General features: G+C 63.7%; 10 protein-coding genes. 5 read left to right on the top strand and 5 right to left on the bottom strand.

Annotation, left to right across the window (positions count from 1 at the left end; genetic code table 11):
- The first annotated feature begins 239 nt into the window (after positions 1 to 239).
- Positions 240 to 833: a MerR family transcriptional regulator gene (locus OW521_RS03330; RefSeq protein ID WP_323054716.1), complete on the top strand. Its 594-nt coding sequence runs from the start codon at positions 240 to 242 to the stop codon at positions 831 to 833.
- 141 nt (positions 834 to 974) lie between these two features.
- Here the strand turns inward: OW521_RS03330 and OW521_RS03325 are convergent, their stop codons facing one another.
- A complete protein-coding gene (locus OW521_RS03325) occupies positions 975 to 1,793 on the bottom strand; it encodes a ParA family protein (protein WP_268022936.1) in 819 nt (272 codons plus the stop codon).
- 313 nt (positions 1,794 to 2,106) lie between these two features.
- On the opposite strand from OW521_RS03325, the gene OW521_RS03320 reads away from it, so the two are divergent.
- Positions 2,107 to 5,502, top strand: coding sequence for a pyruvate carboxylase (locus OW521_RS03320; protein ID WP_268022934.1), 3,396 nt, complete (start codon positions 2,107 to 2,109; stop codon positions 5,500 to 5,502).
- Between the two features lie 98 nt (positions 5,503 to 5,600).
- Here OW521_RS03320 and OW521_RS03315 read toward each other — a convergent pair whose 3' ends face one another.
- The gene (locus OW521_RS03315) at positions 5,601 to 7,409 is read right to left on the bottom strand and encodes an AMP-dependent synthetase/ligase (RefSeq protein ID WP_268022932.1); all 1,809 of its coding nucleotides are present in this window, start codon (positions 7,407 to 7,409) and stop codon (positions 5,601 to 5,603) included.
- 207 nt (positions 7,410 to 7,616) lie between these two features.
- Between OW521_RS03315 and OW521_RS03310 the strand changes: the two genes are divergently transcribed.
- Positions 7,617 to 8,732, top strand: coding sequence for an ROK family glucokinase (locus tag OW521_RS03310; RefSeq protein ID WP_268022930.1), 1,116 nt, complete (start codon positions 7,617 to 7,619; stop codon positions 8,730 to 8,732).
- Positions 8,733 to 8,774: 42 nt separating this feature from the next.
- Here OW521_RS03310 and OW521_RS03305 read toward each other — a convergent pair whose 3' ends face one another.
- Together OW521_RS03305 and OW521_RS03300 are read right to left on the bottom strand one after the other, a co-directional pair.
- On the bottom strand, positions 8,775 to 9,332 hold the full coding sequence (locus OW521_RS03305) for a hypothetical protein (RefSeq protein WP_268022928.1): 558 nt from the start codon (positions 9,330 to 9,332) through the stop codon (positions 8,775 to 8,777).
- The gene (locus tag OW521_RS03300; protein ID WP_268022926.1) at positions 9,325 to 10,140 is read right to left on the bottom strand and encodes an alpha/beta hydrolase; all 816 of its coding nucleotides are present in this window, start codon (positions 10,138 to 10,140) and stop codon (positions 9,325 to 9,327) included. Before OW521_RS03300 ends, OW521_RS03305 begins: the two co-directional genes overlap by 8 nt.
- Before the next feature lie 155 nt (positions 10,141 to 10,295).
- Here OW521_RS03300 and OW521_RS03295 point away from each other — a divergent pair, with 155 nt between their 5' ends.
- A complete protein-coding gene (locus OW521_RS03295; RefSeq protein WP_268022924.1) occupies positions 10,296 to 11,099 on the top strand; it encodes a lysophospholipid acyltransferase family protein in 804 nt (267 codons plus the stop codon).
- A gap of 67 nt (positions 11,100 to 11,166) precedes the next feature.
- Positions 11,167 to 12,594 (top strand): class II 3-deoxy-7-phosphoheptulonate synthase, encoded by a 1,428-nt coding sequence (locus OW521_RS03290; RefSeq protein ID WP_442781206.1) that lies wholly within the window; start codon positions 11,167 to 11,169, stop codon positions 12,592 to 12,594.
- Between the two features lie 67 nt (positions 12,595 to 12,661).
- Here OW521_RS03290 and pknB read toward each other — a convergent pair whose 3' ends face one another.
- A complete protein-coding gene (gene pknB / locus OW521_RS03285; protein ID WP_268022922.1) occupies positions 12,662 to 14,737 on the bottom strand; it encodes a Stk1 family PASTA domain-containing Ser/Thr kinase in 2,076 nt (691 codons plus the stop codon).
- Positions 14,738 to 14,782 lie beyond the last annotated feature (45 nt).

Raw genomic sequence — 14,782 nt, 5'->3', positions numbered from 1 at the left:
GCCACCTAAGGTTAAAGTTGAGGGTGAAAGTTTCGACACGACCTGAAAATGGTCCGAACGTCTTTGACCTCAGGCCTCGGCACGCCTAACGTCGAAGGTATCAAGTTCTCGTTGCATCCGGGACCCGCGCAAGTCACACTGAAAGGTGCGGACGCGTTGAAATTACACGACTGCATTTCCCTTTCGTGTTGGCCGCCATATGCACCATCCCCAAGGGAACTTCTGACAAGGAGGGTCACGTGAGTCCCAAAGGCGAAGCAGGCGAGCTAAAGCAGGCCTCGGCAGGCGTTGCTGTCCCCGCAAGCGGTGCCCAGGGTCTGCTTTTCACCGAGGACCTTCCGGTCCTGGATGAAGATGCCGGCTACCGCGGTCCCACCGCGTGCAAGGCAGCAGGGATCACTTACCGCCAACTGGACTACTGGGCGCGCACCGGACTTGTAGAGCCAGCTGTGCGGGGCGCAGCTGGCTCCGGATCGCAGCGGCTCTATGGTTTCCGTGACATCCTGGTCCTCAAAGTCGTCAAGCGCCTCCTGGACACAGGCGTGTCCCTCCAGCAGATCCGCACGGCCGTCGAGCACCTGCGCGAACGCGGAGTGGAAGACCTGGCCCAGATCACGCTCATGAGCGATGGCGCTAGCGTTTATGAATGTACTTCTGCAGACGAAGTCATTGATCTGGTCCAGGGAGGCCAGGGCGTCTTCGGCATTGCAGTTGGCCGGGTGTGGCGCGAAGTCGAGGGCAGCCTCGCTGCCCTTCCGAGCGAGCACGCGGCAGAACAACCCTTTCCGGACGACGAACTGAGCAAACGCCGTACGGCACGCCGCACGGGCTAAACCGAACGTTCTACCTTCCGACCCGCCGTCGGGATCCCCGCGAACCGCTACCAAAGACCAATGAGGCCGTCTTCCGAGAGGAAGGCGGCTTCATCGCATTCTCTCCAACGACGCAGCTTGGCGTGGGCACCGAACCTTGGGTCAGCGCTGGCGGCGTTCCCGCGTGCCGTTGCGTGAGGACAGCATGTTCTCCAAGAGGGTGTCAAACAATTTGGCCGTGTTCTTGGCGGAATCACCGGGCCAGTGATGCACAGCGTGCGCCGCACCCTGGATTTGCTGCCAGTTCGCCTGCTCTGGAATTTGTGGCGTCAGCAGGAGCTCGCCGAACATCGATTCCATCTCGGCGAGCCGGAACGTGTGCTCGGACGAGGCAGGACGGACCCGGTTGGCCACAATGCCCGCAGGGGCCAGCTGGGGGGCGAATTCCTGGCGGAACAGCTGGATTGCACGCATGGTGCGTTCGGTGCCTGCCACTGAGAAGAGTCCGGGTTCGGCAACCAGCACAACGCGGTCACTCGCGCTCCAGGCCATGCGGGTCAGCCCGTTGAGCGATGGTGGGCAATCCACAAGCACCAGCTCATACTTTTCGGCGGGAGCGAGGACGGCAGAAAGTCGGCGGAGATCGCGGCGTCCGAGGTCCGGCCGATCGTAGATTCCGGTGTAGGCGGATCCGACGGCGACATCAAGGGTGGTCCCTCCGCCATTGCGGCGGGCCTGTTCAACCCAGCCGCTGCTGACCACGTTGTCCAGGAGCCTGGCCTTGCGGGGATTCTTGAGCATCCGGCCAATGTCGAGCTGGTCGCCGGCCTGGACGCCGAGGGCTGTGGTGGCGTCGGCGTGCGGATCCAGGTCCACAACAAGGGTGGGGATGCCTGCGGCCAGTGCGGCCGAGGCCAACCCAGTGGTTACGGATGTCTTTCCCACGCCGCCTTTAAGGCTGCTGATGCTGACTACTTGCACTTGAAAACCCAAAACCTAACGCCGGTTGCCGTGTCGCGGTGCTTGCGTTCCGGCTGCGCCGGAACCGGGGCTCTGCCGCCGCCCTTCAACATCATATGTTGAGTGGCCACCGATTCCTGCCTTATCAGCCCTGAACGGCCTGGATGGCTTGTTACTTCTCCGGTCATTAGCACGTGAATCCGTATCGTGCGCGAAGGTACACTGCTCGTGACGAATCCCCGTGTGACTGTCACCACAAAGATTTGTGTTTGGGTATGGAGGTCTTACACACTGTGACCACCGACCGTTACACCCGCAATGATGCAGGAGAAGCATGTTTTCCAAGATTCTGGTGGCTAATCGCGGCGAAATCGCGATCAGGGCCTTCCGCGCTAGCTATGAACTGGGCGCCAAGACCGTAGCGGTCTTCCCATATGAGGATCGCAACTCGATCCACCGGCAGAAGGCTGATGAGGCCTACCTGATTGGCCAAGAGGGTCACCCGGTCCGTGCTTACCTCGACGTGGACGAAATCGTCCGTGTAGCCAAAGAATCGGGTGCAGACGCGATCTACCCAGGGTACGGATTCCTGTCCGAAAACCCGGACCTCGCCCGGGCCGCCCAAGATGCAGGCATAACGTTTATCGGCCCGCCGGCGGAGGTCCTGGAGCTCGCCGGTAACAAGGTTGCCGCCCTCGAGGCCGCCCGCAAGGCCGGGGTACCGGTGCTGAAGTCCAGCGCGCCGTCCCGCGACATTGACGAGCTCATTGCTGCAGCGGACGAGGTCGGATTCCCGATCTTCGCCAAGGCCGTTGCCGGTGGCGGTGGCCGCGGCATGCGCCGGGTGGAGACCCGCGAGGATCTTCCGGAGGCACTTCAAGCGGCCATGCGCGAGGCGGACGCTGCGTTCGGCGATCCCACCATGTTCCTGGAGCAGGCCGTCCTGCGTCCTCGTCACATCGAGGTGCAGATCCTGGCTGATGCCGAAGGCAACGTCATGCACCTCTTCGAGCGCGATTGCTCCCTGCAGCGCCGCCACCAGAAGGTCGTGGAGATCGCTCCTGCCCCTAACCTGGATGAGTCCATCCGTCAGGCCCTCTACCGCGACGCCGTGGCTTTCGCGAAGGCCCTGAACTACGTCAACGCCGGAACGGTCGAGTTCCTTGTGGATACCGAGGGCGAACGCGCCGGCCAGCACGTCTTCATCGAGATGAACCCGCGCATCCAGGTAGAGCACACAGTCACCGAGGAAATCACCGACGTTGACCTAGTCCAGGCACAGATGCGCATCGCATCGGGCGAGACCCTTGCAGACCTCGGCCTGAGCCAGGAGTCGGTATCCATCAAGGGCGCGGCCCTGCAGTGCCGCATCACCACGGAAGATCCAGCCAACGGCTTCCGCCCCGACGTCGGAAAGATCACCGGCTACCGTTCCGCAGGCGGCGCCGGTGTGCGTCTCGACGGCGGTACGGTCTACTCGGGTGCCGAGATCAGTCCGCACTTCGACTCCATGCTGGTCAAGCTGACGTGCCGCGGCCGCGACTACCCGGCCGCCGTAGCCCGCGCGCGGCGCGGCCTGGCCGAGTTCCGAATCCGTGGCGTATCGACCAACATCCCTTTCCTCCAGGCTGTTCTTGCTGATCCGGACTTCATTGCCGGAAACGTTGCCACCGACTTCATCGACAAGCGCCCCGAGTTGCTGAAGTCCCACGTTTCCGCGGACCGCGGAACCAAACTGTTGACCTGGCTGGCCGACGTCACCGTCAACAAGCCCAACGGGGAACTCAAGGTCCACTCCGACCCCGCGGCCAAGCTGCCTCCGGTTTCCGGCGTCGTAGCACCGGCGGGATCCCGCCAGCGGCTCCGGGAATTGGGTCCGGAAGGATTCGCCAAGGCCCTGCGCGAGCAGACCGCCGTTGCGGTCACGGACACCACCTTCCGTGACGCACACCAGTCCCTCCTTGCCACACGCGTCCGTACCCGCGATCTCGTCGCAGCCGGCCCTGCCGTTTCCGCGCTGCTGCCCGAACTGCTGTCGGTCGAAGCCTGGGGTGGTGCCACATACGACGTCGCGCTGCGCTTCCTCGGCGAAGATCCTTGGGACCGCCTCGCCGCTTTGCGCAAAGCCTTGCCCAATGTCTGTATCCAGATGCTGCTCCGTGGACGGAACACTGTTGGGTACACGCCGTACCCGGAAGAAGTCACCGAGGCATTCGTCAACGAGGCCGCGGCTACAGGCATCGACATCTTCCGCATCTTCGACGCCCTCAATGACGTCAACCAGATGGCTCCGGCAATCCGGGCCGTGCGTGCCACCGGCACCGCTGTAGCCGAAGTCGCGCTCTGCTACACGGGCGATCTCCTGGACCCCGACGAGAAGCTGTACACCCTCGACTACTACCTGGGCCTCGCCCAGAAGATCGTCGACGCCGGTGCACACATCCTCGCCATCAAGGACATGGCTGGCCTGCTTCGCCCTGCGGCCGCTGCCAAGCTTGTCAGCGCCTTGCGTGAGCGTTTCGACCTCCCGGTCCACTTGCACACCCACGACACCGCAGGCGGCCAGCTGGCCACCTTGCTGGCAGCCGTGGACGCCGGCGTGGACGCCGTCGACGTCGCGTCCGCGTCGCTAGCCGGCACGACAAGCCAGCCTTCGGCGTCGGCCCTTGTGGCCGCGCTGGCACACACCCCGCGGGATACCGGCCTCAGCCTGGCGAACGTCAGCGCGCTGGAGCCCTACTGGGAAGCTGTCCGTCGCGTCTACGCGCCGTTCGAATCAGGGCTTCCGGGTCCCACAGGCCGGGTTTACCAGCACGAAATCCCTGGTGGCCAGTTGTCCAACCTGCGCCAGCAGGCCATGGCGCTGGGGCTCGGCGAGCGTTTTGAGGCCATCGAGGACATGTACACCGCAGCGGACCGTATTCTGGGCCGCCTGGTCAAGGTGACCCCGTCCTCCAAGGTGGTGGGCGACCTCGCGCTGCATCTCGTTGGACTCAATGCGGACCCGGCGGACTTCAACGAGAACCCGCAGAACTATGACATCCCGGACTCCGTCATCGGATTCCTGTCGGGTGAACTGGGAGATCCTCCCGGAGGATGGCCCGAGCCGTTCCGCACGAAGGCGCTCCAAGGCCGCAGCATCAAGGTCCGCGACGTCGAACTGAGCGCCGAGGACAGTGCGGCCCTCAAGGGCGATTCCAAGTCCCGCCAGAGGACCTTGAACCGGCTGCTGTTCGACGGTCCCACGAAGGACTACCTCAAGAGCGTGGACACTTACGGCAACCTGTCAGTCCTTGACACCCGTGACTACCTCTACGGTCTCCAGCTCGGCGCGGAACACGTCATGGAACTCGAGAAGGGCGTGCGCTTGATCGCCTCCCTCGAAGCAGTCTCGGAGCCGGACGAAAAGGGCATGCGCACGGTCATGTGCAAGCTCAACGGCCAGTCCCGCCCCGTGGTGGTTCGCGACAAGTCGGTCGTCAGCAACGTGAAGGCTGCGGAGAAAGCTGATGCGTCCCAGCCCGGTCAGGTTGCAGCGCCGTTCGCCGGTGCCGTGACGCTGACCGTCAAAGCCGGCGACGCCGTCAAGGCGGGCGACACCGTCGCCACGATTGAGGCGATGAAGATGGAGGCATCCATCACGACGCCGGTGGCCGGCACGGTCTCGCGCCTCGCCATCAACAAGGTGGAGCAGGTTCAGGGCGGCGATTTGTTGATCGTCGTCGAATAACAGCTCGCTTCTTCGCGGAGCAGGCATGAAGGAAGGTCCCGGGCTCGTGAGCCCGGGACCTTCCTTTTTGGTTTCCGGATATGTCAGGCTGCGGGGTGTCAGGACGCCTTGGGCGCCGAATACATCTCCTCGATCACGGAGTCGAAGTCCTTCATGACCTGGGCGCGCTTGACCTTCAAGGACGGTGTGAGGTGGCCGGAGGCCTCGGTGAAGTCGGACGGCACAATCCGGAAGGACTTGATGGCCTCCGCGTGGGAGACGGACTGGTTCGCGTGGCTGATCAGTTCCTGGACGGCTGCCCTGACCAAAGTGTTGTCCGCAGCGTCTGCCGGAGTGGTGGACGTTGGAAGGCCATGGCGTTCCAACCAGCCGGGCAGGGCTTCCTCGTCGAGGGTGACCAGCGCGCCGATGAAGGGTCGGTTGTCGCCGACCACCAGGACCTGTGAGACCAGGGCGTCCGCCCGGATTTGGTCCTCGAGGAGGGCCGGCACCACGTTCTTGCCGCTGGCCGTGACGATGATTTCCTTCTTGCGGCCGGTGATCTTCAGGAAACCCTGTTCATCCAGTTCGCCGATGTCACCTGTGCGTAACCAGCCGTCCACGAAGGTGTCTGCAGCAAGGTCATCGCGCTTGTAATAGCCCTTCATGACGCAGACGCCCTTGGCTAGGATTTCGCCGTCGTCGGCGATCTTGACCGCATTGCCCGGGAGCGGTGCCCCTACCGTGCCGATCTTGATCAGGGACGGGGTGTTGACTGAGATGGGCGCCGTGGTCTCGGTCAGCCCGTATCCTTCCAGGATCTGCAAGCCGATACCGTGGAAGAAATGGCCTAGCCGTTCGCCCAGGGGGCCACCACCGGAGACGGCGTGGCTGACGTGGCCGCCCATTGCCGCGCGGAGTTTCCCGTACACCAAACGGTCGAAGACGGCGTGCTTGAGCCTCAGCACGAGCCCGACGGAGCCGGACTGCTGCGCCTTCGAGTAGGCGATTGCCGTGTCCACTGCCTTGTGGAAGATGGCGCCCTTGCCACCGTCCTCCGCCCTGGTGAGGGCCGAGTTGAAGACCTTTTCGAAGACGCGGGGAACGGCGAGGATGAACGACGGCTGGAAACTCTGGAGGTCTCCGAGAAGGTTCTTGATATCCGGGGTGTGGGCGACCTGGGAGCCGGCTGCAACGGCCAGGACCGAGATGAAGCGGGCAAAGACATGGGCGAGCGGGAGGAACATGATGGTCTTGGCGTCCTCATTGACCACGTCACCAAGGGAAGCCAGCGCGTTCTCTGAAAGTTCCACGAAGTTGCCGTGCGTGAGTTCGCAACCCTTGGGGCGGCCCGTGGTGCCCGAGGTGTAGATGATGGTGGCGACGTCGGCAAGCACGGCGCTGCGGCGGCGAGACTCAAGTTCCTCGTCGCTGATCCCGCTACCGGCGGCGCGGAGGGTATCAAGGCCGCCGTCGAGCTGCCAGACATGGGCAACTGAGCTGAGGCCTTCAGCCGTGACGGCTTGGCGGATGATGTCCTCGTGGTGTGCGGACTCGGCGAATGCCGCAACAGCGCCGGAGTCACCGAGGTTCCAAGCCACCTGCGACGGCGATGACGTTTCATAGATCGGCACGGAAACGCCGCCCGCAAACCACACAGCGAAGTCCACGAGGGACCATTCGTACCGGGTCCTGGACATGATACCCACCCGGTCGCCTAGGCCTACACCGTTGGCGATCAGGCCTTTTGCCAGCGCCGAGACGTCTTCGAGGAACTCCGTTGCCCTGATGTCCTGCCATTGGCCGGCGCCGTTGAGCTTGGCAAAGAGGGCGGGGTTGGATGGCTTGGCGGCCTGGCGAACCACGAGGTCCGTGATGTTGGTTTCGGGGGCAACATTCACCAAGGGCGGAACACTGAATTCACGCACGATAGCTCCTTCGATATCAACAGACCATTGCGGGGCTGCTCTAACTCTATACGGCCAAGTAACGGGTGTGTCGCAATTCACCAATTTCATGTTACTGACGAGTAACTTTACGTGACGCGGGTCATTCCTCCAATGCGGCCGGGTTCAACGCCCGTTCATACAAGACGCATGTCCGTACATATGCGGCACTCGGAATAGGATGGCGGCATGCCTCTGAATTCATCCAACGACCAGACAACGGCGCGCGTTCGGAAGATTTCCTGGTCCGGTTCAACCGCAACCGGCCGACGCCCCGGCCCCACCCAAGGCGGCATTCGCTGGGAGTCGGTTCCATGGGCTGCCCGACGCTCCCATCTCGGCCGTAGGGGATTGGCTATCGGGATCGACATCGGCGGCACGAAAGTTGCTGCCGGTGTTGTGGATCCCTCAGGCCATGTAGTCGACGAAGCGCGGCGCTCCACCCCGGGCAATGACGCCCGGGCCGTGGAGCAGGTAATCGTCGAGCTTGTCCAAGAGTTGAGCAGAAGCCACCGGATTGCTTCAGTGGGGATCGGTGCCGCCGGTTGGATGGACCTCGACGGCGGCACGGTGCTGTTCAGCCCGCATCTCGCTTGGCGCAACGAACCGCTGCGGGAGAACCTGCAGAGCTTGCTGCGGCGTCCGGTTCTTGTCACCAACGACGCCGACGCTGCCGCCTGGGCTGAATGGCGCTTCGGCGCAGGGCAGGGGGAGAGCAGACTTGTCTGCATCACGCTTGGCACCGGCATTGGTGGTGCCATGGTCATGGACGGACGCGTGGAACGTGGGCGATTCGGAGTAGCCGGGGAGTTCGGGCACCAAATCGTGGTGCCTGGCGGGCATCGCTGCGAATGCGGCAACCGGGGCTGCTGGGAGCAATACGCGTCCGGGAACGCCCTCGGCAGGGAAGCCCGGGAGCTGGCCCTTCGGAATTCCCCGGTTGCCTACGAATTGCTCAAGGCCGCGGGAGGCGCTGCGGAGAACATTACGGGCGTCACCGTGACGGAACGAGCCCAAGCGGGGGACTCGGCCTCGAGGGAGCTCCTGGAAGAGGTGGGGCACTGGCTCGGGCTCGGCCTTGCGAATCTCGCGGCAGCGCTGGACCCGGGGACGTTTGTTATCGGCGGTGGCCTGTGCGATGCCGGCGAGCTTCTGGTGGGCCCCGCGCGGACCGCATTCACCCGGAACCTCACGGGCCGCGGCTTCCGGCCGGCTGCAGCCATCAAGCTTGCGGCCCTCGGACCCCGGGCGGGGATGATCGGTGCCGCCGACCTGTCGCGGGTCAGCGGCAGGGCGCGCGGCTAGTACAAGCTCCGCAGCCCGGTAATCCGCGGTGCGGCAACCCTCTCAGACACGGGCGCCGTCGTCGTTCTCGTCTTTTTCCTGGGGCAGTTTCATGATGAGGTACACCACCGAAGCCAGAAATGCCGCCAAGATGCCCATGACGGCCAGGAGGGGCGCCGAGCGCCAGAACATTGCGGTAAACAGCAGGGCAAGGGGACCGCCCACAGCTCCGAGCCAGGCGAGCATGGTCAGCGGTTCGGTACCGGCCAGGCTCGGTGGGTCCTCCGGCACGAACCCGCCCTCGTCCTCGACGTCGAAGTCACGCGGACCGGTCGCACCGCTGCCGTCGCCTTCGCGTGCGCCGGGTTCATCGGCAGCGCCCCTCCTGGCCAATCCAAGGGGATCGAAGTCCTGGAAAGAGCGGGACGTCGAGGTACCAGGAACCGCGTCCGGTCCTGGACCCGGTTCTGTTCCGGGATCCTTGGGGGGCTCTTCCGCCAGCCGCGGTTCGTCGAGCGGCGAGGAAGGCATCGACTCAAGCCGCGCCACCAGATCCAGCCAGACGGCGTCGTCGTCCTTGTTGGCGCTCTGGTCCGGTGAGTCCGGTCCAGGCCTATTCATGGGGAAAGTCCCGGAGTTCGGCGCCGGACGGGCGGGCAGGGGCGGAACTGTTGGCCAATCCGGCCATCGTTTTCCGGATGAATTCGGCCGAGCCGCGGAAGATTTCCAGGGCATCGTTGTCCAATGTGGCCACGTGGTAGCTGTTCTCCAGGGTGCTGAACTCCATCGGAGCTGTGACGCGCTCCTTCAACTGCTTGATGCTTCGGTCCGAAACCACATGGTCCACGGAAGAGCGGAAGACGCGCACGGGGGCGGAAATCCGGGGGAGGAGAGTGACGGTGTCCTTGTACATCTTCTTCAGCTCATGGGCAGCGGCGACCGGAGTCCTTGGGTAGGCGCCCTCGTCCATGCCTGGTTTGAGGATGTCATTGGCAATGGCCGGGGTGGATTTCATGACGTGCTTGAGGACGCCCACCACTGCCGCGCGGGGGTCGTCAATCACCAAGCCAGGGTTGACGACGACCGTGCCGGCGACGGGCCGAGTGGCCGCGATCCGGAGCGCCAGCGTCCCGCCCATCGACAGGCCGGCAGCGAAAACGAAATCGCACTCGGCCTGGAGCTCGAGATACGCCGCATCAACAGCATGGTGCCACTCCTGCCAGTGCCGCGTAGCCATGTCCTGCCACGTGGTCCCATGGCCCGGAAGCAAAGGCAGCCGCACGGCGTAGCCTTCCGCTGCAAGATGCTCCGCCCACGGGCGCATGCTGTGCGGACTGCCCGTAAAACCGTGGCTCATCACCACGCCGATGCTCGGTCCACTACCGGTGAAACTGCTGGCGTACGGGGAAGGATCAGGGAGAGTGTTCATGATGACTCCGAGGCTACTCTGTTGGCGGCACTGCTTTCAGTCATGAGTCCATCGTGTCACTGTTCGGGACATTTCTCACTGGAGTAGGGTGGCTTCTGAGTGCCGGCCGGGACCGTCCGGACGCCTAGCAGACGCCGCCCCGGAGAGGAACCAAAGTGTTCTATTGGGTCATGAAACGGATCTTTTTGGGTCCGGTTCTCAGATTGCTGTTCCGCCCTTGGGTCAAGGGCCTCGACAATGTTCCCCACGATGGTCCCGCGATTCTCGCTTCCAATCATTTGTCTTTTTCGGACTCGATCTTCATGCCGGTGATGGTGCCTCGGCCCGTTAGCTTTCTGGCAAAGTCCGAGTACTTCACGGGCACGGGACTCAAGGGCAGGCTCACGGCCATGTTCTTCCGGCTCACCAACCAGTTGCCCATGGACCGGTCGGGTGGGGCGGCGTCCGAGCACTCCTTGCAAGCTGGCAGGGATGTCCTGGCTGCTGGCGGCCTGTTGGGGATCTACCCTGAGGGCACCCGCAGTCCCGATGCCAAGCTGTACCGGGGCAAAGTGGGTGTCGCCAAACTTGCGCTCCAGACGCGGGTGCCCGTTGTTCCCGTAGCGATGATCGGAACCGAAAAAGTCCAACCCATCGGCAAGCGTTTGCCCAATATCCGCCGCATCGGGATCATTTTCGGCGAGCCGCTCGACTTCAGCCGGTACTACGGCCAAGAGGAAGACCGCGCCGTCCAACGGGCCGTGACCGATGAAATCATGTATGAGCTCATGCGGCTCTCCGGGCAGGAATACGTGGACGAATACGCCGCCGTCGTCAAGCAGCGACTGGCCGGGCAGCTTCCAAGCCCGGAGAGCGGGAGCGAAACAATTCCTGCCGATACCGGAACTGAAGAGCAGCCCGGGTCCGCCGGCGGATCGGGGCCGGACGACGGCGACGACGGAGTGTCTGGAAAAGTGTGACGGCCCGGTGAATATCGGTTACGGCGGCCGTGCGCCGAACAGCGGGCAAGGCAACTAGTCTTGGAGAGTGACTGAGCTATCCGCGAACCCCGCACCGTCCGTGACCGGCACCCTGACTAGTTCCCTGGGCAGCCCCCTGACCAGCACCGCGCAAAGTGGCGCGGCAAACTATCCCGGCTTGGACGATTGGCGCCAACTGCCTATCTCGCAGCAGCCCACTTGGACCGACAGGGGCGTCTTCGATGCCTCCGTCAAAGAACTCTCCGTGCTTCCGCCGCTGGTTTTCGCCGGCGAAGTCGACATATTGCGCGAGCGTTTGGCCGCAGCAGCCCAGGGCAAGGCTTTCCTTCTTCAAGGTGGCGACTGCGCGGAGACTTTCGAGGACGCCACAGCTGACAAGATCAGCGCCCGCGTCCGTACTATCCTGCAGATGGCCGTTGTCCTCACTTATGGCGCGGCCATGCCCGTCATAAAGATGGGCCGCATGGCCGGCCAGTTCGCCAAGCCGCGATCCTCGAACGATGAGACCCGCGACGGTGTGACGCTGCCTGCCTACCGTGGCGACATCGTCAACGGTTACGACTTCACTCCGGAGTCCCGGGCCCACGACGCCAGCCGCATGCTGAAGGCCTACCACACCTCGGCCTCCACGCTGAACCTCATCCGCGCCTTCACGCAGGGTGGCTTCGCCGATCTTCGCCTGGTGCACCTCTGGAACAAGGGCTTCACGGAAAACCCCGCCCACGCACGGTACGAGTCCTTGGCGAGGGACATCGACCGTGCCATCAAGTTTATGGCGTCGTGCGGTGCCGACTTCGAAGCCCTTAAGCGCGTGGAGTTTTTCGCTAGCCACGAGGCCTTGCTGCTGGACTACGAACGTGCCCTGACGCGCATCGACTCCCGCACGGGACTTCCGTACGACACCTCCGGCCATTTCCTCTGGATCGGAGAGCGTACGCGTGAGCTCGATCATGCGCACGTGGACTTCCTGTCCCGTGTCCGCAATCCCATCGGCGTCAAGCTCGGTCCCGGAACCACCGGAGACGACGCGCTGCGGCTCATTGACAAGCTGGACCCTAACCGCGAGCCAGGCCGCCTCACCTTCATCACCCGGATGGGTTCAAAGAACATCCGGGAGAAGCTGCCCGCCGTCGTCGAGAAGGTCACTGCCTCTGGCGCGCAGGTTCTCTGGGTCACGGATCCGATGCATGGGAACACTGTCACCTCGCCCAACGGTTACAAGACCCGCAACTTCGACGACGTCGTGGACGAAGTCCGCGGTTTCTTCGAGGTACACCACGCCCTGGGCACAGTACCGGGTGGCTTGCACATGGAGATGACCGGGGACGACGTCGCTGAATGCTTGGGCGGTGCCGATCCCATTGACCAGGACGCTTTCCTGGACCGCTATGAGTCCGTGTGCGATCCCCGCCTGAACCACATGCAGTCCCTCGAGATGGCATTCCTGGTGGCCGGAGCCCTCACGAAGCGGTAGCGAGCAGGCCGAATTCAGGAAAGGCGATCCGGAACATTCCGGATCGCCTTTCCTGAATGCATGGGTCCTACACGACGGTCAGGGTGACGACGGAACCCTCCGGGGCATCACTGTCCACGGGGTTCTGGTCCCGGACGGTGCCGAAGAAGCCACCCAGGACGTTGTTGATCTTGACGTCGAATCCCAGCGATTCCAAGGTTTTGCGTGCGGCGTCCGCCTGCTTCCCGATGAAGCTGGGAACGTGCACCAGCTTCGGTCCCTTGGACAGGGTCAACGTCACGGACTCGCCACGGGTCAAAGTGCCGTTGGCAGGGGCCTGGCTGACCACGGCCCCCGCGGGAACCTTTTTGTCATTGACGGGTTCCGGCGAAATTTTGGCGGTCAGCCCGGCGTCGCTGATCGCTTTGACGGCTGCTTGCTGGGTCATGCCACGGACATCGGGGACGGGCAGGGGCTGGGGTCCTTTGGAAACCACGAATGCCACTGGGGTGCCGTGGCGGACTGCCGTGTCCCGGGCTGGGGACTGTGAGATGACCGATCCGGAAGGCACTTTGTCGTCATACTGCTCGGTGACGTTGCCGAGCGTCATTCCGGCCGTGCCAAGGGCGTTCTTGGCCTGGTCCAGCGTCAGGCCTGTCATTGCAGAGAGCGGAAACAACTGCGGACCCTTCGAAACGAAGAGCGAGACCGGTTGGAACTTCCGGATGACCTGGCCGGAAGCGGGCTCCGTTCCAACCGCTAACCCGGCCGTGACCTGGTCGTCGAATACGTCCCTCGGCTCAGACTGGAAGCCGGCGGTTCTCAGTAGCTGCTGGGCTTCCGCAACCGTCTTGTTCTTCGTGTCCGGAATGGTTCCGGGCGAGCCTGGCCCCATGCCGAAGAACCAGCCCGCGGCGGTGGCGAGGATTGCGAGGACAATCACGACAACCGTCCAGATCACGGCACGGCGGCGCGGATTGCCTTCCTGCAAAGAGCGCGACGGGGTGGCCGCGGCACGGGCTCGGTCCTTTTCCTCCTGTCGCGCCATTCTCTTGATGTCGCGTTTGCTCGTCGGTGCAGGCCGCTCCGTGGGCAATACAGCTTGAACCGTCGTCTCGCCGGGGGAGAAGCCCGACGGCGGCAGCACCGTGGTCGGATTGCGCTGGCTTGAGATGATCTCGGTCGGGCGGCCGATCCTTTCCAAAGTCTCCGTGCGTTCGGCATGGAAGGGGGCGACTACCGCGGTGGCCCCTGTCTCTTGTCCTCTTTCGGCCCCTGCGGCAAGCGCCTTGGCGGCAGGCGGGCTGATGTCCAGCTGTGCGTCGCTCAGGGTTGTCCGGATATGCCGCAATTCCGACAAGAGCGCTGAACCGTCCACAGGACGCTCTTCGGGTTCCTTTGCGGTGCACCACTGGACGAGTTCGTCAATGTCCGCAGCGAGTCCGGGAACAGCGAGCGACGGCGGCACGACGCTCGCGTTGACGTGCTGGTAAGCCACCTGGATTGGAACGTCGCCGGAATAGGGTTGCTCGCCGGTAAGCATCTCGTAAAGCATGATGCCGGCCGAGTAAATGTCGCTCCGGGCGTCGGCGGGCTTGCCTAAGACCAGTTCGGGAGCCAAGTAGGCAACCGTGCCGATCAGGGCACCAGTGCTCGTGGTCGCCGTTACCGCCCGGGCCAAGCCGAAATCGCCCACCTTGATGCGGCCGTCGTCGGCGATCAGGACATTCTCCGGCTTCACGTCGCGGTGTATCAGCCCCGCTGCGTGGGCGGCAGCCAGTCCTTCGATGACGGGATCTATCAGTGCGAAGGCCAGCCGGGGCGGAAGCGCGCTCTTTTCATTGAGGACGTCGCGGAGCGTATGCCCTTTGATGTACTCCATGACGATGTAAGCAACGTGGCCGTCTTGTCCTTGGTCGAGGACGCCGACGACATGCGGGTGGGACAGGCTGGCGGCCGCCCGAGCCTCGCGCCGAAGGCGGTCAAGGAAGTTTTGGTCGTTGGTCAGATGCGGATGCAGCACTTTGAGCGCCACCTCGCGGTCGAGTCGCTCGTCAGTGGCGAGGTAGACAGTCGACATTCCGCCGCCCGCCAGGCGCGATCGGACGAGGTAGCGCCCGTCCACGAGGGATCCGAGGAGATGGTCCGAAACTTGTTCCTGCACCCTACGATCCTAGTTGAGCAAAAACACGGGCCCGAATCGGCATCC

Origin of the sequence: Arthrobacter sp. MMS18-M83 (assembly GCF_026683955.1) — a bacterium.
Classification (GTDB): domain Bacteria; phylum Actinomycetota; class Actinomycetes; order Actinomycetales; family Micrococcaceae; genus Arthrobacter.
The sequence above is the reverse complement of the archived record's forward strand: the minus strand, read 5'-3'. Positions and strand labels throughout refer to the sequence as shown.

Coding starts and splice junctions, on each gene's coding strand:
- OW521_RS03320 (WP_268022934.1), top strand. CDS start 2,107: ATGTTTTCCAAGATTCTGGTGGCTAATCGCGGCGAAATCGCGATCAGG.
- OW521_RS03310 (WP_268022930.1), top strand. CDS start 7,617: ATGCCTCTGAATTCATCCAACGACCAGACAACGGCGCGCGTTCGGAAG.
- OW521_RS03305 (WP_268022928.1), bottom strand. CDS start 9,332: ATGAATAGGCCTGGACCGGACTCACCGGACCAGAGCGCCAACAAGGAC.
- OW521_RS03300 (WP_268022926.1), bottom strand. CDS start 10,140: ATGAACACTCTCCCTGATCCTTCCCCGTACGCCAGCAGTTTCACCGGT.